12 protein-coding genes are annotated in these 20,634 nt (G+C 35.9%); all 12 read right to left on the bottom strand.

The features are described 5' to 3' along the window. Positions 1 to 154: 154 nt before the first annotated feature. The 12 genes from I6G42_RS03865 to I6G42_RS03810 all read right to left on the bottom strand — a co-directional run bounded on the left by I6G42_RS03865 (position 155) and on the right by I6G42_RS03810 (position 20,626). Positions 155 to 6,646 (bottom strand): SpGH101 family endo-alpha-N-acetylgalactosaminidase, encoded by a 6,492-nt coding sequence (locus I6G42_RS03865; RefSeq protein WP_080641266.1) that lies wholly within the window; start codon positions 6,644 to 6,646, stop codon positions 155 to 157. A 283-nt stretch (positions 6,647 to 6,929) separates the two neighbouring features. Next, the gene (locus I6G42_RS03860; protein WP_038804123.1) at positions 6,930 to 8,912 is read right to left on the bottom strand and encodes a peptide ABC transporter substrate-binding protein; all 1,983 of its coding nucleotides are present in this window, start codon (positions 8,910 to 8,912) and stop codon (positions 6,930 to 6,932) included. Positions 8,913 to 9,139: 227 nt separating this feature from the next. Next, positions 9,140 to 10,240: a UDP-galactopyranose mutase gene (gene glf / locus I6G42_RS03855; protein WP_038804124.1), complete on the bottom strand. Its 1,101-nt coding sequence runs from the start codon at positions 10,238 to 10,240 to the stop codon at positions 9,140 to 9,142. Positions 10,241 to 10,253: 13 nt separating this feature from the next. After that, the gene (locus I6G42_RS03850) at positions 10,254 to 11,252 is read right to left on the bottom strand and encodes an acyltransferase (protein ID WP_038804125.1); all 999 of its coding nucleotides are present in this window, start codon (positions 11,250 to 11,252) and stop codon (positions 10,254 to 10,256) included. Continuing rightward, on the bottom strand, positions 11,253 to 12,668 hold the full coding sequence (locus tag I6G42_RS03845) for a flippase (RefSeq protein ID WP_038804126.1): 1,416 nt from the start codon (positions 12,666 to 12,668) through the stop codon (positions 11,253 to 11,255). A 136-nt stretch (positions 12,669 to 12,804) separates the two neighbouring features. After that, complete coding sequence (locus tag I6G42_RS03840; protein ID WP_068981897.1) at positions 12,805 to 13,689, bottom strand: hypothetical protein; 885 nt, start codon at positions 13,687 to 13,689, stop codon at positions 12,805 to 12,807. Between the two features lie 333 nt (positions 13,690 to 14,022). Next, complete coding sequence (locus I6G42_RS03835) at positions 14,023 to 14,994, bottom strand: glycosyltransferase family 2 protein (protein WP_038804127.1); 972 nt, start codon at positions 14,992 to 14,994, stop codon at positions 14,023 to 14,025. Next, entirely contained in the window at positions 14,984 to 15,988 is a 1,005-nt protein-coding gene (locus I6G42_RS03830; RefSeq protein WP_038804128.1) for a glycosyltransferase, read from the bottom strand. The genes I6G42_RS03835 and I6G42_RS03830 overlap by 11 nt, the downstream gene beginning before the upstream one ends. A 1-nt stretch (position 15,989) precedes the next feature. Then, on the bottom strand, positions 15,990 to 17,081 hold the full coding sequence (locus I6G42_RS03825; protein WP_038804129.1) for a glycosyltransferase family 4 protein: 1,092 nt from the start codon (positions 17,079 to 17,081) through the stop codon (positions 15,990 to 15,992). After that, positions 17,078 to 17,875: a LicD family protein gene (locus tag I6G42_RS03820; protein WP_038804130.1), complete on the bottom strand. Its 798-nt coding sequence runs from the start codon at positions 17,873 to 17,875 to the stop codon at positions 17,078 to 17,080. Before I6G42_RS03820 ends, I6G42_RS03825 begins: the two co-directional genes overlap by 4 nt. Positions 17,876 to 17,889: 14 nt before the next feature. After that, the gene (locus I6G42_RS03815) at positions 17,890 to 18,834 is read right to left on the bottom strand and encodes a glycosyltransferase family 8 protein (protein ID WP_038804131.1); all 945 of its coding nucleotides are present in this window, start codon (positions 18,832 to 18,834) and stop codon (positions 17,890 to 17,892) included. Between the two features lie 424 nt (positions 18,835 to 19,258). Next, complete coding sequence (locus tag I6G42_RS03810) at positions 19,259 to 20,626, bottom strand: sugar transferase (RefSeq protein WP_038804132.1); 1,368 nt, start codon at positions 20,624 to 20,626, stop codon at positions 19,259 to 19,261. Positions 20,627 to 20,634: the final 8 nt, after the last annotated feature.

Genomic DNA, 20,634 nt, shown 5'->3' with positions numbered 1-20,634 from the left:
CTAGTAAGCGTTATCATTTCTCCTTTTAAAAAGGAGAGAACCAAGAGGTCCTCTCCAGGTGTTTGATTCATTTTCCGACTCTGACCCCCATAGAAGTCCAAGTCACTTATCCAAACAATGTAGTTGTGGAATAAATAAATAAATAAATAAATATCTATTCTTTTTTACTGTTAATAGCAAAGAGGGCGGCTGACAATGCTAGGCTGATTCCTGCTAGGAAGAGGGCTGTATCAGACTGGTCTTCTCCTGTTTCTGGGAGTGTCTTTTTGCTTTCTTCATTTTTCAGAGTATCTTTGATTTCTGATGTCTTTGTATCAACTAGTGGAGCTGGTGTCAACTTATACTCTGGTTTCTCAACAGTTGGTGCTGGTTCATCACCTGCTGTACCTAGTGGGCCTGTGTACTCTGGTTTTTCATGTACGGCTGCCTCAACTCCATTAGCTCCACCTTTGTATTCTGGTAATTCGTGAACCAAGGCTTGGACTGCATTAACGCCGCCCTTGAACTCAGGGACTTCATGTACAGTTGCTTCTGCTGCATTGACGCCACCCTTAAACTCAGGGACCTCATGTACAGCTGCTTCTGCTGCATTGACGCCACCCTTAAACTCAGGGACCTCATGTACAGCTGCTTCTGCTGCATTGACGCCACCCTTAAACTCAGGGACTTCATGTACAGCTGCTTCTGCTGCATTGACGCCGCCTTTGAACTCAGGTACATCAAGAACTGGTGGTTGCTCTTCACCCTTGCTACTTGTAGGAGCGTCTGGTTTCGGAGCAGAATCTTTTAATTGATTGAGATAATCTGCAAAGTATTTCACCATTCTTTCCGTCAAGAGATGGTTATCCGTCGCATATTTCATGCTTGCCTGAACACTAGCTACTTCCTCTTGATTTTCTTTATCTGTCAATTTTTGAGCCTTAGCTAAAGCTGCTTCATAGCCAGACATGTCAAGCGGTGTTTCTGCTACCTGTGGACGAGTAAAGATGAGTTCCGCCGCAGATTGGTATTTATCTCCACCGTCTCCGTATGTCTTGGTACCCGTAAGGACAATTTTCTTAGCCTTGATTGTCTTGCCAAAGTTAATGTCTTTTGGCTTATTGTTATCTGGCCAATCTGTCACGGTGAAGGTATGTTCTTTACCAGACTCATCTGTGACAACCAGTTTCACATCACGCAAGTTACCATTTGAACCTGATCCACGTGGAACATAGCGAAGTCCTGTGATTTCAGTAGGTTCTTTCAAGACCATGGTTGCAGGCTTGCCTACATCTCCACCATTCCAAGATGTATGCCATAGACTAGACACATTGCCATCAAAGGCATTCTCTAGGCCTTCTCCCGCTTGAGCTGGCGCATCCAAACTTTCAAAGTCTTCTGCTACCAAGGCGGTTTTCTTCTGCACCAAAGCATTCTTCAAAGCTTCAATCTTGGCAATCTCTGCACGCGCTTCTTCCACGCTAATGTCATCATCTGCCTGACTGAGGTTAAAGACCGCCTCTTTCAAAGCATCCATAGACTCTTTCGTATAGTTGGTCATGGCAACCGTTGGCAAGTAGTTCTTCAGAGCATTTTCTGTCAACATCTTACCTGTTAGGGTAATTTCCTCGATTTGAAGATTATCCATCATGAAGTCATTGTAACCACGGAAGTTGGCATTTCCGCCAGCATCTCCACGAGTATTGCTTGCGTTTCCAGTTGAGTAGATACCTACCCAAGTATCGCCTGTTTCTGCACCTGTCACGAGGAAGGTTACTTTCTTGGCTTTCTTAGAATCTGTCCAAGTATTTGGCAATTCATGCATTTCCAAGTTGCTAGCTTGACTACCACGACGACCTGACTGGAATTCTCCCTTACCGACGACAAAGGCATAGGTATTGTCTGAACCTGCTTCGTATTCAAAGGTTACACGGTAAGTCTTACCAGCTTCAAAGCGGAAGTTTTGCGGAATAGTTTGGTAAACCAAGTTACGACGGCTCACTAGTCCATTTGTCTTCAATGACCAATTTCCTTCGATAACATCATCGACTTTCTTACCGTTCCAACCACGTTGTGTATATGGATCGTGTTTTTCAGACAAGTGAGTGCGGTTATCTTCAACACCTTCGACACCGCCCACTACAAATGGGAAGATCCCTTGAGCTACATTTTCAAAGTCTTGTTTGAAGGTTCCTTGACCTGTATCGTGCTTGTCTCCGTACATGCTTGAATTGTTTTCAAAGGTACGAATTTCATCGAAGTAAGTCGCTTCATCACCAGCTTCACGACTCAAAGTAAGAGTAACATTTGATACATCTGAACCAGTTGTAAAGAAGGCGTACATGTTTTGGAAGTAACTTGTATCGTCAACTGTAGCATTATCACGTCGTGTATTGTGGGCGTAGGCCTTCACATAGTTGAGTGCGAGAGACTTATTGGTATAAGTAGTCACTTCTTTTTCACCAGTATTCACTGTGATACTTGCCTTAGCATTACTACGGTTATCGACACCAACATAAACCGCATACTTGGTATTGGGTTTCAAGCCAGTCAGTTTCTGAGTAAGGCTGACTTTGCTCTTGTTGCCTTGGATACGAAGCATTTCATTTGCGCCCTGTGATTTGACAATTTCTGCTTTAGAAGCATCACCAGAAATGGTCCAGTGTTTCAAGGTACCACTGTTAAATCCTTGGTCATAGATGTGCATGCCTTCGCTCCATGACATTTCAGGATTGGTTTGTTTTGAACGGTAGAGAACGTATGGTTGATTTGCTAGAAGATCTAGAGTAATCTTGCCGTCTTTTACAGTTAGTTCTTGCTCTTCTGTCTTACCTTGGTCAGTTAGCTTGTAAAGGTAAACCTTGCTATTTGCCCAATCACTCGGAAGTGTCCAAGTTGTTGCACCAGCTTGCGTATTGAAGTAGTACATTTTTTCCTTATCAGTAGGAAGTTTCTTACCATTTGCATCCCAGTTCCAAGGAGTCAAGTAAGCTGAGCCATCTTGGATGACACGTCCATTGAGCGTTACTGTACGTTCGCGGTATTGCGGGCTATTGACATCATTTGACTTACGAGTCACAACAACCTTGTTACCTGCCGCATCGACTAGCTCAACCTTCATTTCTGGAGTCCATTTATAGGTGCTACCATTATCAGACATGGTAACTGGTGTACCATTTTCCCATTTACTTACAGTGAAGTGTTGGAAGTACTTGGTCATCAAGTCATGGGCAAACAAGTTGGTTACATAGCCATTGTAGTCACTTCTTCCTTGCCAGCCTTCAAAGTCTTTCATGCTGTAGCCACCTAGAAGTGGATAGTCGGCTGCACCACCGTAACTTCTGTAGTCTCCTACCCAAGCATCTTTTTGATGGTTACGGATAAAGCGGGTGATGGCACTGTTGATACCTTTATTGGTGTAACCACCATAGGTCAAGTCAGCTGCCCAGTGATGGAAGGTAGAGTCGTACTCGCCACCATGGCCCCACTCGATTGCAAAGCGCCAACCTTGTTTATTGATTTCTTTGGCAAGAACATGGGTAGCCCAAGCACCGTTATCACCTGATTGACCATTGCCCCAAACGTCCACATAGATAAAGTCGAGACCTTCACCAAGTTTATTTTTCAAATCTTCCCAACGTGCCAAACGGCCATGTGCTAGGTCATAAGCAGCATCAATGTTGATACCTTGGTCTAGCCAGTTCCAACCATAACTATAGCTACCATCTGGATTCTTACGGAGGATTTTTTCATTGAAGTATTTAGACTCAGGATAAGTCTCAGAAGCGTTAACATGGATACCTAGATGAGCACCATATTTCTTCGCTTTCGCAATCAAGGTCTTGAAGTCTTCAACACCACCAATACGTTTACCAATATCAGCATAGTTCAAGTGACCAGAGTCATGGCCTTCGCTACCATATCCTTTAAGGAGAACACCTTGTCCTAGACCATCTGTGTGAAGATTGATTTTCTTGATACCATCCAAAGTCATGAGGAATGGGTTCTGTGCTTGAGAACCAAAGTTCATCGCGATACGATAAGCTGTGATATCCTTGACTTTTTCCCAACCTTGAGGGTTGTTCATGATGCTACGGTAAGCAATGGCACCATCTTGCCAATCCACTTTATTGTCTGCATTGGCATCTTCAGTGATAACAACCTTAGCACTTGGAAGTTCCTTGGTATACTCTGGGAAGACAATGCCCTTATAAGCTTTTTCCCATTGCCATTCAGAACTATGAATTCCGACATAGTTGGCATTTCCGACTGTTTCTTTGTAGGCTGTCAAGCGGGTCCAGTCATAAGAACCTCCACCGTAGCTGTTTTGAGAATTACTCCAAACACCTGCAGCAAGCTTATCTGTAGAAACAAATCCATACATGTAACCCTTAGCCAAGTCCTTCATTGGATTGGTTACATCGATATGATCATCTCCGCTGACATGGGTATTGTTTGACATGGTTGCCCCATCAAACTTAGCACCAGCTTGATCACTCGAAACAGAGACTAAAGCATTGCCAAGGAAACTAATAGAAGAAAGCAGTTTTCTTTCATCATCAATCTTTTGACCTGGGGTAACTTGATTATGGTTGACAATCTTGGTCACATCAAAGTGCAACTGATTATCCACAACTTGCAGACGAACTGTCATTTCTGCATTGATAAGATTAGCATCATCGCGAAGCTTCATCAAGTATTCTGCAGTTGTCTCATTGATTTTTTTATAGGTAACTTCAGGTGTGACTTCGTGTTTGTTGATAAAGACTTTATTGAATTGTTGGACTTGTCCTGGCAAGGTATGCCCGTTCAAACTGTATTCTTTAATACGTGGGAAGGCTTGGTCAATCACTGCTTTGAGGACCTTAGACTGGATCGTGTCATAAGTCACCTTGCTATCATCAATTTCAGGACCTGTTTCTTTTTCAGCAGGAGTATCCTCTGTTTTTACCCCCTCTTGGTTATCCGTTTTAACGCTAACAACTGTTCGCTCATCGCCATAGGAGCCTGCCTTGAGAAGAATCTTCTTCTCATTTTTAAGATGATCATTGACCGCAGCTGGTAGAGTTACTGTATCAAAGAGCTTCACATCATTATTTGTTGCATTGAGTTGCCCATCTGACTTGAGGGTAATTGATAGGCGGTTAGTTGATCCTGTTTCAGGTGCAGCGACACGACTACCTCTATACCAAGTGCTAGTTGTTGGAGATTTATACTCCCAGAACCAGCCATCCTTGTCATAACCGACAAAAACATTATTATTGGTATCTTTAAATTTCAGGAAGACACCAAAGCGTGATTTGCCCTTTTCAGAATCTTCTTTGAAAGTTAAATCGACAGTCGCATTTCCATTGGCATCAACGGTCAAGCCCTTCTTTTCAAACAGGGCTGGTTTGCCTGCGTTATCATTTTGAGCAGTTGAGGATAGTTGGTTGTAGCGGACACCTTTTTCTTCTCGGATAGTGACTGTTCCCTGTTGTTCTTTTTTCTCTACTGTTTGCCATTCAGCTGTTACTTTTTCAGGTGTTTCAGGTTTAGCAGCTGGTTTGTCCTCTTTCGGTTTTTCTTCAGCTGGTTTTTCTTTCTCTTCCAAGTCTGCAGGTTTTACACTTGAAATTCCCTTCATGTGATCTTGGATCCATTTCAATTGGGCAGGTGAGAAGAGAATGCCACCACTACGTTGACCAACAACTCCATTTTGATGAACACCGACCAGTTTGCCTTCTGTATCAAAGATACCACCGCCACTAGCACCCGGTTTTCCTCCTTGGTAACCGATCCCTTGAACACCTTCTCCATATGGTTCTGCAAAATCAACTGTAGTGTTGACAATCGGATTCAATTTCCCTTCTGGATAACCAAAGACATGGAGTTTATCTCCGATTTTCTTAACAACTGGCTTTTTGGTTACTTCAACAGGCGTATTTTCCAGAACTGTTCGCAATCGAACAAGGGCCAAATCATTCTTGTAACCTTTTAGGAAACCTTCACGATCCCAGTGAATAATATCTTTTTTACTAAATTTAACATCTGGTAAGCCTGGATAAGAGATGCTATAGATATCCCCATCACCATTATCATTGTCAACGACCTTGCGATTATTGCCATCTGGAACGTCTTTTATAAAGTTATGTGAAACAGTTAAAACAAGATTTTCGCCAATGACAATCCCACTACCTTCACCTGATGGTGTCTTGATTTTGACAGTTGCTCCGTAGTTTAATTCACCATTCTTGGTTTTAGCTACATCTTCTGGAACGAGATTCTCAGTATCCTTAGCTAATTGATCCTTGTCAACTTCTTTCCCTTTATCTTCAGCCTTATCTAATTTGCCCTCTAAGCCTTCTGGTAACTTATCTGAACTAGCTGATTTTTCTTTTTCAAGTGCTAATAGTTCTTCTTCTGTCTTAGGTCCATCCGTAACTTCTGGAGACCCTTGGTCTTCTCCCGCCTTTGGCGCTTCAAAATCACGCCCATCATTCTCTTTTGCTGTTGCAAGAGCAGCAGCTAGATCCGCTGGTAAATTCGCTGTGGAGCCAGACTGCACGCTATCTGCAAGAACTGTACTTGTCCCAAAGAATGCAGCCCCAATCATAACAGAAGCAACACCTAATGAAAATTTCCGAATACTAAATTTACAACGTTTTTCAAAAAATCGTTTATCCATGAACTCCTAAATCCTTTCATTTTTGAGTAAGCGTTTACATTCCTTTTTTTTAAAAAATACTCCTTCCTCTGAAAGTGCAATGCTTAACCCTGATAAATAAAAATAATTACGCTTTTAATATAACAAATAATGGCTGAGAAAGCAATAGGAAACAAGTAAAATTAACGAAAATTTTCTCTATTCTGAGAAAACAGGCTCCAAATTTAGAATCTTTCTTTACAAATGTAAAAAAGGATTCAGCATTCAAGAGAAATACTAAATCCTTTCGTATATTTTGCAACAGTTATTTCACATGTTTTGCAAGATCTTCTTGAGCCTTTTTATTCGACTCTTCTTTTTCTTTCATCCATTTTTCTTGAGCTTTTTGATATTCTTCTGCTGTCACTGGTTTATCTTGTACGTCTAGGTATTTATACAAGAGGGCTTCGCTTGTACCCTTGTTACCAGAGTATGCAAACGGAAGCGTAAATGGTACCATCTTAGACAACATTGGACGACCAGTTTTAGAAGTTGTTGGGATGATCAAGGCACTATCGGTCAACCAAGCTTGGGCAGCAGCATATTTCTCATAACGTTTTGAAACGTCACTCACTTCTTCCCCGGCTTCTACAACCATTTTTTCGTAGTCTTCCAAACCAACTTGCTTAGCTGCAGCGTTGTTTGTTCCAGAGTCAAATCCTAGGTAAGTCTTTGTATTTTCTCCGACAGATGGCTTGATGATATCAAGGTAAGTAGATGGGTCTGCAAAGTCTGGAGACCATCCCACGTTATCTGAGATATCCCAGTCTTCTCCAGCTGCAGTTTCAGCAAAGTAAGTGATATTCAAGACATCATCTTTTTGAAGTTGTTGGATATCAACAACGACGTTCTCTGACCCTAGAGTAGCTTCAAGCGATTGTTTGAAGGATTGAACACGTTGAACTTTTGTTGTATTGGTTTGGTCTACTGGCATATCCAAGTGGATTGGGAATTTCACACCTTCTGCTTGAAGAGCTGTCTTAGCTTTGGCAAATTCTGCTTTGGCCTTATCTGCGTTATAGAGTCCATCTTGGGCATCAGCTAAATTTACATCCTTCCACTCGTCTCCATATGTCACCAATTTTTCTTTGACCAACTCACCAAAGTTTTTGCCATCTGCTTGAACAAATGTAGGTGGAACAAACAAGTTACGAAGCAGTTTAGTCGCACCACTTGCACCGTTTACTTGAGAGGCATAGGCAGTTCTATCAAAACCAAAAGCAAGAGCTTGACGGAAATCTTTGTTTAGAAGAGCTTTCTTGGTAGATGTTTTTTCTTCATCCGTTGTCTTAGAAGTATACTTATAAGACTGGCGATCAATATTCGTACCTACTAAATAAGTAGTCGAATCCTGTTGGGTATAAACGATGTTATCTTTAAATGATTTCTCAATCTCTGGGTAGCTAGCGCTTGTTGGGAAGAGACGTGCCATAGTAAAGCTTCCATCCTTGAAGGCTTCAGCTGGTTTGTTGGTATCTTGGCCATCCCAGAATGACAACTTGACCTTATCAAGATGGACATTATCCTTATCCCAATAGTTTGGATTTTTCGCAAATTCAACAGAAGATTTAGCAACAATTGATTTGAGTAAGAATGGTCCATTATAGAGAATACTACTAGGATCTGTCCCTTTGGCGAAATCATCCCCTTTAGAGTTCAAAAACTCTTCGTTAACTGGAGCCATTACCCCCATTGTTGTCTTAGAATTCCAGAAGCTTTCTGGTTTGTTCAAAGTGTACTGAACTGTCTGATCATCCAGAGCCTTAATTCCTACTTGTGAGAAATCTTTGATTTCCCCTTTTACATAGGCGTCCAATCCTTTGATCGATTCTTGGACAAGGTAAAGAGCATCTGATTTTTTATCAGCCGCATACTTAAGTCCTGTTACAAAGTCTTGAGCTTTGACTGCCGCGTATTCTTCACCTTCAGAAGTATACCATTTTGCATCCTTACGGATAGTATAAGTGTAAGTCAATCCATCCTTGGATACAGACCAATCCTCAGCCATAGACGGCACAAAGTTCCCGTAGCGATCATTTTCTAGCAAACCATCAACCACGTTACTGGTAATCTCTGTTGTCGCAGCTTTACCAGTTGTTAAATAGTTGAGGTTGTCAGGGTCTGTCTCATAAATGTATGAGAATGTCTTCTCTCCTTTAGCGCTCGAACCTGATCCAGAGCATGCAGCTAAAGTAGTCGCCGCCAATAATGTCACGCCCGCAAGGGCAAATAGTTTTGAACTTTTCATCATTTTCTCCTTTAAAACTTTCTCTCCATTATAGACTCTTTTCAAAAAGATGTCAACAGAATTTTCAGAATTTTTGTGTTAATTTGGTATATTCTGAAAAAACAAAAAAGGAGAAGACAGTGATTGTCTTCTCCAGATGTTAGCTGACAAAGAGCCGCTTTTTCCATCTCCTATTAAGATGAATAAAATGAGGAAAAGAAGTAGTCCCTCATTTTAATATCAAATCTTTAGTTTCCTAACTCTTTCTCCACAACTTCAAGTGCTCGTTCAATCACCACATGCATATCGTAATATTTATAATCTGCTAAGCGCCCACAGAAGATAACCTTATCATTCTGCGCTGCTTCCTCTTGGTACTTAGCAAACATAGCATTATTTTTCTCATCGTTGATCGGATAGTAGGGCTCGTCCCCACGCTTCCAGTCGGCTGGATATTCACGCGTGATAACTGTCTTTGGCTGCGTTCCATATTCAAAATGTTTGTGTTCGATGATACGAGTATAAGGGATCTCACGCTCTGTATAGTTCACTACAGCATTCCCTTGATAATTTTCCTCGTCCAAGGTTTCATGCTCAAAACGAAGGCTACGGTATTCTAACTCTCCGTGCTTATAGTCAAAATACTGGTCGATCATTCCTGTGAAGACAACTTTATTAGCAGATGCTTCCAACTCTTCACGATGAGCAAAAAAGTCTACTCCAAGTTCAACTTCTACATCTTTCAGCATATTTTCGATGATGACATTGTAACCACCAATAGGAATTCCTTGGTAACGGTCGTTAAAATAGTTATTATCAAAGGTTAAACGAACTGGAAGGCGTTTGATGATAAATGGTGGGAGGTCTGTTGCTGAGCGCCCCCACTGCTTTTCGGTATAGCCCTTGATCAATTTTTCATAGATATCCGGACCAATCAGCTTGATAGCTTGTTCTTCCAGATTTTTCGGCTCAACATCCTTCATATCAGCTGTCTGCTCAGCAATCTTATCTTTCACTTCCTGTGGAGTTTTTGTCCCCCACATAGCATAGAAAGTATTCATATTGAAAGGAAGATTATAAAGACTTCCCTTATAGTTCGCAACAGGGGAGTTGATATAATTATTAAACTCTGCAAATTGATTGACGTAGTCCCAGACTTTTTTATTAGACGTATGGAATATATGGGCACCATATTTATGAACATTGATACCTTCTACATTCTCACAGTAGATGTTCCCACCAATGTGATCGCGTTTATCAATCACTTTTACTTTTTTTCCACGTTTTGTAGCTTCGTGTGCGAAGATTGCTCCAGACAAACCCGCACCGACGATTAGATAGTCGTACATATTATTCTCCTTTTTATAATTTAACAATTCGATTGAAATAAGGGATTTTCATTAACATTCCAACAATAATAAAACTAACACTTAAAGTAAATATAGCAAAAAGTAAATATGCTCCTACAAAACTAAAACCAAATAGTTTTTCCCACACTTTCATAATATAAGTGTGTATTATAAAGACACCCATAGTTTGGTTAGAAAGAAAAATAATCCATTTGTTGCTATCTTGATTCAATACAAGTGAGAATATAGTTAGAAAAATTCCTAAACTTACAACTTTTACAAATAGAAGATCATAAAAATATTCAGCAAAAAAATTATGATAAGTGGTTCTTGCTAAGAAAAATAATATTAAAGGCGAAACCAGGAACAAAAACACTACGATTATTTTCATCCATCTCTTAAACCTATTTTTGATAATATCTTTGTCAAATTGAGCTATAAAGCCACCTAAAAGATAATAGAAAAACCAAGTCCATAACCTAAAGGTTTGTATAACATATGTTTGTATTGGCATTTGAAGTACAATATTTGTTAACTCAAAAATCAAACCAACAACTAGCAATACAGATAGGATGTATAAATAACTTCTTTTTGAATTAAGGAATTTTTTCAAAACAGGCAAACATATATAAATAATTATGAGTGCACCAAAAAACCAAAACTGGAAGAAATACCCCTTTTGTATCAAAGAACCTATAATTTTTTTAATTGGATTAACTGTAAAATCTCGTTTAAAAAGCCAAATGATTACGGACCATGACGATACTGTTATTAGAATCCATTTTACTTTCTGCAGTATATAGGAATAGGTAATCTCTCTCTTTCCTAACAATAAATAACCATTAACCATAAAAAATAAAGGGATAGAATAGGTTCCTAAATAGTATAAATATGTCGAAAAATTCCATGAACCTGTCTCTTTAAATCCACCCATCGCTGTATGGAGTAGAACAACCCCAACACATGCAAGTACTTTTAGTAGATCTAAGTTAATATTTCGATATTTGCGCATCTAATTTTTCCTAATTATTTGTTTTAATTCTTTCACATCTACCACTTTTAGAGATAGAATCGCAAAAAGGTAAATGATTCCACCAATCACAGCAAATGCTAAAACATTTATGGTTGGCGAAAAATGTATGACTGTTTTTGAAACTAGCAAGAGGCCATACATAATAGCTGATGCTAGAATAATCTTCATCATCGATCCGATAATCGGAACATCTTTTATATATTTGCGAGTAAAGAACAGTTGAATTGCCCAAACAAAGGCTTCAGTCAAGACCGAGACAATTGCAGCCCCCATATAACCAAGTTTGGGAAGAAACAACAAATTTAATCCCACACTGGTAATTGCGGGAACCGTTGTTGAAATCATAAATTCTTTATTTTTATTATGTGGAATTAAAATCTGGATTCCCATAATATTGGTCCAGCCGATAAAGAACATCCTAAAGATCATGATTGCTATCGCGAAACGTGCATCTTGAAAATCTTGACCAAGGAAAAATTGAACAAAATCGTCATTAACAATCAACATACCTGCCATAATCGGAAAAATAATCAAATTATAAACTAGGAATGAAATCTCATGCATCTTATTGACTTCTTCATGATTGTTTGTTGCTAATAAATTAGCAACTCGAGGCAACATGACGCTCCCCAATGACGTTACCAAGGTTAATAAAATATTCACCAATTTAAGTGCCTGATCATAGATTCCTACATCTTTTGTAGAGGCTAAAACTCCAAGCATCGTACGATCTAAAGTAACGTATAAAGAGATTGCTATCTGAGGAAGAAATAATAAAATAATTGGTTTTAAATGGTATCTAGCATATTCTAAATCAACATGGGGCTTGCCAATAAACTCTCGGGCCGGCAACCACATACTTAATTGTCCCAAGAGTTCAAATATGGTTAGCAAAAAGACATAGAGGTATAGGTCATCTGCAGATTTGACAAAGAGGAAGATAGAGATTACACCAACGAGCTTGACTGTGATATTTCGAACAGTAATCTTTCGAAAATCCTCTAGTCCTTGAAAAAGCCAAGAAATATCTAGTCCTTTGGAAACCAAACTTAATCCTAGAATGTAGGCTACTGGATTTTGCATAATGGGAAGAGTTAAACAAAGAAGACCGTATAAGGTTAGAGAAAGAACTGTTGCACCTAATTGCAGAGTGTAGATTCCCCAAAAGTTTTTTTCAATTTCCTTTCGATGCCCTGAAATGACCTTGGTCCCATAGTTCGCAATCCCTAATGTCGCCAAGAGGATAAAATAAGTAACGATGGAATTGAAATAACCATAAGTCCCTAAATCATCCGAAGAAAAGACCCGTGTTACATAGGGAGTCGTAATGGTCGGGAGTATAATTACCAACAACTGGTAAGAAAGGTTGTAGGCGTAGTTTTTTAGTACTTTCATGTTTTATTAATTTATTTCACTTGCTTCAAAAGATTTGTTTCTATCATCAACATTAAAAGTAAGAATGTCACAATAATAAGAATAAGTTGATTAGACAAATATCAAAATTTACATATGACATTATATATTATCTACTTTACGTTCCTGTTTTGTCTAATGTTACAAAGGAATAGTAGCTATACGATAATGTTAAAATCCAGAAAAATAAAAACGTCCCTTCAAAAATAATTGTTGTTACTAAGATAAAGAATAAGATAATAGCAAACTTAAAATCAAGATTAATATTTTTCTTAAACAATATCAGTATCATAGGAGAAAAGTAAATCAGGAATAATAATAAACCTCCCTGAGCCAAAATAACAAATAATGTATTACTATAGCCTAAACTTCTTTCAAACGTTGGAATATGTGATTGAATTGCTAGTATACCATTATTCAATCCATGCCCTATCCAAAAACTTGCCTTCCATACTTTAAAGCCGATGTTATAATCATCAACTCTAAGATTTGCTGAAACTGTCTCAGATTTCTCACTCAATAGGAGCAATAAAGAGAAACCTAAACCCAATGTGACAGGGAATAGTAAAAGTTTTGCCTTATGACGATTGGTAGTTATTTTATATAATATAGCTAACCCGATAATAATTATACCTGTCGTTGAAATCGTGCTTAACATTGTCAGAATAATTATATTACGCTTATTATTTTTATCAGATTTTAAAATAAGTAAATCAGTAACATAAGCGATACTTAGTATTAGCCCCCAAATAGGAGATTCAGCAAATATTCCTGAATTTCGTATTATATGGATCCCAAAAAAAATCATCTGTTGGGTTTCAAAATATAGGTTATAGTAGCTATTTATTAATCGACCACCAGACCACTGATTAATTACTGTCGAGGTAGGATGTACAACATTCAGAAGTGTCCCAAATATCCAAAAGAATAAAGAAAATATCGCTAAAATTACTACTACATTTACAAATTTAGATAGTAATGCTGGTAAAATCTTTTTATTCATATAAATGCTATTTATTAAAAAAAATAAAGGGAGCATTATAAAATACTTCGTAATATTTAGTATAGTAAGATTAGCACCTATGTTCGTTAAAAAAAATGTAACTATTGCTATAAAATATAGCCCTAACATATAAATAAATTTATGTATAAATTTTATTGACAAAGTGAATCGTAATAAATTGAGTAACAATAACATTGCCGTTGTAACTAATAACAGCACAGTCAAGTTAAAAGGTTCAGATTTTACTGTATATATTGAATGACACTGTACAATAATTAATATTATCCACATATAGTCCAGTATATCTATTAAAGATAGTTTTCTAACTGACATTTAATCCACTTTCTTTATCATTTTTTTTAATTTGTAATATTCTTTAGGAAAAAGTAAAAATAACGTATATTTCAATTTCAGTCTAAAAGAAGCTTTTGGAGATGCAAAAACACTCCAATACAATGAGAATAGTTTCCTCCTAATTAATAGTAAGGATTCTACATCTGATTCAGCGGCTGACGAAGAAATAGAAAAGGAACCCTGTACTATTTTGATGTTCAAAACATCTTCAAGTTCTTTTGAATTGTAATGCTTTTTAATAATGCTACGATTATATTCAGCAGCTTCAAAAAAGTTAAATCTCTTTACAGTAAACTTAGATCGAACAATACTTCCTGGTCGACAATAGTAATTGTAGGTTTTATATGGGCTAATCACAATTCTATTTGCTAATGCTAAATGTTCACCAACAACATAAAAATCTTCATAGATTTTCCCAATAGGGAAGGGAGCTCTTTCTAAAATACTCTTATGATATAGTTTAGCACAGGCTGATACTGTTGCAACTTTATCTTGGAGCATTAGTTCAAGTGCTTCCTCTTTCGAAAGAACATCAAGATTACTATAATCAGATTCTCCTATATGGTCAGAATTATAATCTTCATATGTCGAGGTAGATTTTACTTTAGTTGATATCAAATCTGCGTCATATCTTTTCTGAATCTTAACCAGTAGTTCTAAAGCATCTATTTCCAAATAGTCATCTGGATCCAGAAAAACTATCCAATCCGAAGAAGCTTTCTCAACACCAAAATTTCTAGCATCCGAGAGTCCGCCATTTTTTTTATGAAAAACATAAATATTCTCATGATTTTCAGCGTAGTGATTACATAATTCTCCAGAATCATCTGTTGAACCATCATTGACTAAAATAACTTCAAAGTCCTTATATGTTTGTCTAAATAAACTTTCCATTGCATAATGCAGATAGTCTTTCACATTATATACTGGAATAATAATACTAATGAACATCGGAATTACTTATTTCTTTCTTCTTTTTGGATAATATTGAATGAATTACAAAGCTGAATACTCCCTTTGTTTTATAATTTAAATACAACAAAGAGGTTGTTTTTTGTTTTCTATCGTATTTCCAATTGAAATTACTTTCTTCAGCATAAGAAAATAATCCATCTATACTACTCAGATCATTATTCATCAAATATAGTAAGCACTGTTTACCTATTAGATATGTTAATGTGTCTCTTACAATCTTTTCCAATTGTCTATTTAATTTAATTTCATGATAAAAATCCAATATTCTTTTTGTAACTCTCTCATGATGATCAGATTTTTGTTTCATTACGTTAATATTCATACTTTGATCTGGTCTACCTAAAAAATATTGATAGATATCTAAATTTAAATACATATAGTTCTCAACATATTTCATTGGCAGAAGCGTGTATTCTATATCTACATAAAAAGTATTTTCACTGATAGTAATGTTATTATCCTTCAATACATTTAATTTATATGTAAGTGCATGCATAGGAATTCGATTTTCAGGAAGAGACTGTACTACTTTCCCATCTTCTAAATTATTATTAAAATTAATTCGGACCATACTCCCATCATAAATATGTTGTTCGGTAAAATCCGTAATCACCATATCGACATCAACTTGGGATAGTTTTTCTAAAAATTGTTCGAAATGTAATGTATCAACCCAATCATCCCCATCCACAACTTTAAAGTACTTCCCTTTGGATTCTTTTATTCCTCTATTTATTGTCGAACCGTGTCCTTCATTTTCTTTATTAATGATTTTTAAATCTAAATCACTTCCATTAACCATCTCTTCTACTACATTTATAGAATTATCATGACTACCGTCATTTATAACCAATACTTCAAATAAATCATAGTACTTATCATTAATTGATTTAAAAGAATCAATACACTTCCTAATGTAACTTTCTATATTATATGTCGGTACTACTACAGTTAATAATTTCTTTCCCATTCTATTCCCCTATCATTTCTTCAATTAAGTCTTCCCACTGCTTTATAATCTTTTTCTTGCTGAATTTATCAGTATCCTTCATTGATTCATCTGAAAATTTTAATCTCAAATTCTCGTTTTCAATTAAATCAGAAATTTTTCTACTCATGTAGTCAACATCGTAATTGTCAACTAAATATCCATTTTCTTCATCTAAAACTATTTCTGATGGACCAGTTGGACATTTAAAACTAACAATAGGTAGTCCGTACTGTTTAGCTTCTAAAAGAACTAAGGGAAGGCCTTCATAACGAGAAGTCATTACATAAATAGCATGACCCGGATAAATATTTTCTGTACCTTTTACATTCCCTTTAAAATGAACTCGTGATAAAACACCACCTTTATACAATTCAGTAATCAGATCTTGTTTTATTTGCTCATTGCCCGAACCATATATATCCCATTCCCAATCTGGATTCTTTAATAATACTTGAATTGCTACCTTAGATAACAAATCATAACCTTTTTGTTTATCAAAGCGTCCAACAGTAACAAGCTTCTTAGAGTTTCTATCAAATAATTTATCTACTACAAGTGGATCCACCCAGTTATAAATATAGTCTATTTTTAGGGGATTCAATTTATATTTTTTTATATAATTATCTCTATCTGATGTAGTAAGTGTAATTATCTTATCTGCAAATCTAGATGCCACATACCTTTGAATTCTTTTTACTCTAGTATCTAAATCAACGATTGAATTTGTATGGTCACATGAAACAAATTTCACCTCCATTCCTAATGTACTTGCAATTCCAATACAATTCATACTTATTCCAATGCCCAAAACAATATCAAGATCATGCTCAATAATGTATGTTCTCAATTTTTTCACGGCTTCTAAAAAATTCTTACTCATTGATAGCTTTTTTGAAGATAAATTTACAAAACGGAAAGAATTATTCAATGGGAAAAAAACTTCAGCATTTGAAAACATTGACACTAGATGGACCTCATATTTTTGTGACAACTCACTTGCTAAATTTATTGCTACTTTTTCTCCACCACCAGCAGTATGCATTTCCCATTTCACTATACCTATTTTTTTCATTTATTTTTTAGCTCCTCAAAATGTGGAATTCTATCTTCAACCGGCGGTAACTGCATATAATCACAATAAATATTTTTTAAATAACAGTCATAATTTACTGGACAATTAATATATATATCTTCAAAGGGTAATAAAACTCCCTTTCCAAAAAAATTCTTTTCTACAATTTCTTTACTACGGTAACGACCTAAAATATTACCTACATATCTTGAACTACTATAATCATAAGTTTTTATTAATTTATTAAGTTTGCAATTCATCAATGAAGTTGAAATAAATTTATTAAGTTTGAGTAATTTGGCAATTTTAAATAATAAATTTTCAAAAGCTCCTCTATCTTTATCAACCACTTGATCTATAACTGAAAATTTATAAAGCATTCTATAAAAAAGAATTTTTCTTTCAAAAAAAAATTTTTGCAATTTATTTACTGGCATTCCATCTAACGGAAATATATCTAAACATACTTCATATTTTTCCCCCAATATTTGAACACCCGATTTTAACTTATATTGAATAACACCTAAATTCACTTCAGAACTTTCTAAAATATAATTTTTATTATATTTGTTAAAATCTATTTCATTAGTAAACTTCTCAAAATCATTTCTCGGAATTCCTAGATCCATATCATCATCCCACGGAATGAAACCTTTATGTCTTACTGCTCCTAACAGACTCCCTCCCAGAGCAAAATATTTGATTTTATTTTGAGAACATATTCTTATGAACTCTTTTAATAATTTTAATTCTTCTTCTTGGATTTTTAATAAAATTTTTTCTTTTTTCGTCATTACTAATATTTACCTTATTTCAAAATTCTATACAATTTTGGTCTAATTTTTGATTGAATAAATCCTAACAAAAATACCGCACTTTTTTTAGGTAATTTTTGAAATACTTTTAATAAAAGTGATTCTTTAACAGCATTGTAACTACCTTCATAATATTTTTTAAATTGCTCTATATGAGCTACAGTACTGCCTTCTTGCCAAGGACGTTTTGATAAAAAGCTGGTAGTAAAATGTCGTAATACGATACGATCTCTCGCTTCTTGAATTTCCTCTTTTGAATAATAATTGATTGGCTTTTTAAATGTTATCATTTCTTCATAACTCATATCTTCGAATATAGTCATATAATTATATTCAGGAGGAAGTACTCCAAATGAATTATATAATACTGCATTCAAAACTCCTAAATCACCTTGCAATATAGTCCCGTTAAACTTTTGAATTACTTGCAATAATTTTTCTTCAATATTATTATTTCGCCACTTCTCTAAATCAATAAACATAACTCCAGCATTAAACATATCTTTATCAATAGGTATATCCAAGACCTTCTTATATTCTTTATTAAAAGTATCATTAACTCCATAAAGAATTTTGTTCCCGAAATCAATATTTAAAAGACTTTTCAAAGAATTCATTACAATAATATCACTATCAAGATAGAGTATTTCACTAATTGTATTCGGAAGAACACTTCCCAAAAATAACCTACTGAATGAACTAATTGATCCTCTATCTAAATGTAATCTAAATGGAATTTCAATATTTTCAATCCAATTAATTTCCTTTTGTGCATATTGTTTTGACAAATTATTAACCTTTTCTTTATTTTTCTCAAAAACATTATCAGCAATAATCCATAAATTTAAATTTAAATCTGAATTAGTAGTATAAAGTGACTTGATAGAGGCACACAATACATCTACAAAATTATTATCTGTCGCATAAACAATATTCATAAACTTCATCCTTCAAGATTTTTTTACATATAAAGAATGATTTGGGAATGGTTACATAGGCATATATTACCAGAATATACCTTGTGTTCAACGCATCTAATTTCCCCAAAATCATATAAAGTAATTCTAAAAGCAAATATTAAATTGTCTAAAACAAGTCATTTTATCTTAAAACTTATTCAAAAATCTAACTTTGACAACAAAAACTATTTATATTTTCACACAGCATTATAGCAAAAATTGGAAAAATGGAATTAGAAAAACATGTAAAGAAATAGCTCAACCAAAGAAAAAGACCAAAATCTTAAAAACGCGTAAGCTTTAAAACCTTTGCACCAAATCTATCTAGAATATTAACAAATATCCATATCATATCAAGTGAAGTGCATTCGATGGCTTTCCTTATATATAATATAAAAGTCAGTCATTTAGCTCCCTGTCTGTTTAACACGGTCTTAACTGTCTTCAATAAAATTTCAATATCTTTCCAAATTGTCCAATCATCTATATAGGCCACATCTAATTTGACAACTTCATCGAAATTCTTAATCTCACTTCGTCCACTGACCTGCCATAAGCCTGTTATTCCAGGTTTAAAACTTAGTCGACGTTTTTGTTCTGGGGTATAGTGTTCATACTCGTCCACTGTTGGTGGTCGTGTACCTACCAAACTCATATCTCCCTTTAGAACATTATAAAACTGTGGCAGCTCGTCCAAGCTAGTCTTCCTTATAAAACGACCAATTTTCGTGATACGCGGATCATCGTCCACCTTAAACATTCCACCCTGCATGGTATTTTGTTCCATGAGTTCTCTTTTTTTGTCCTCAGCATCTACACACATGGAGCGAAACTTATAAAAAGTAAAATGTCGTCCATTTTTTCCTATACGCGTCTGTGCAAAAATAGCAGAGCCCCCATCCTTTCGAATCAAAGGGACCAGTACAACACTGACTAGACCACATAGTATCAGTCCTACCAATGCACCCACTATATCAATAATCCGCTTAGCAATCACGTGACTAGTCTTATAAAATGTTGTAGAAAAAGTCACAACGTTTAATCCTGCCATCTCACGAATTTGCTTGTTACGTGCCAAACTACGATCAAAAGCATTTAGATTGACTGTTACATCAATTCCCATCGTTTCAAACTGAGAGATAAGCTCTCCAATATTGTATTTTTCACTTGGAAGATTGATAAAGACTTCATCGACCACCTCATGAGTCGCAAAGTCTACTATCTCCTCCTCTGCTACTACCTTTAAAGAATTATGCTGAAAATCTGGTTTGTCTAAAACACTGACAGCTACCAACTCCCCAACAACCTCATTTGATTCTATTAGTCTATCCAGTACCTTTTCGGCACGAGAAGTTGCTGTGAGCAAGAGGATCTTCTTACTTCCTTTAAAATTGGGGTAAGCTCGCTTCCAATACCACTTGATAAATAAGTTTAGCACATAGACTAAGAGAGCATGTAATGTGAGGAAGTAAATCATGCCTCGTCTAGAAATACTAAATCGATCTTCTAAGAAAAAATTAGAAATACTAATCGCTAGCGCAAAGAATAGGATATATTTCAATGTCTGGACAAGTTCAATAAAATATCCCCTTTTAAAAAAATCCTGTCCATAATCACTGATATAAAAGACAAAATAATGGAGGATATAAAGTGCAATAGCTGTTGTTGAAACAATCTCTGTTTCTCTCACAGCGCTAAGCAGATAAGTCACTAAAATGACAAGAAAACTCTGGATTATGGCCAATGAAGGCTTTACTACTTTTCCATTCATCTCTATCC

The organism is Streptococcus oralis, from assembly GCF_016028255.1.
Taxonomy (GTDB): domain Bacteria; phylum Bacillota; class Bacilli; order Lactobacillales; family Streptococcaceae; genus Streptococcus; species Streptococcus oralis_AC.
The sequence above is the reverse complement of the archived record's forward strand: the minus strand, read 5'-3'. Positions and strand labels throughout refer to the sequence as shown.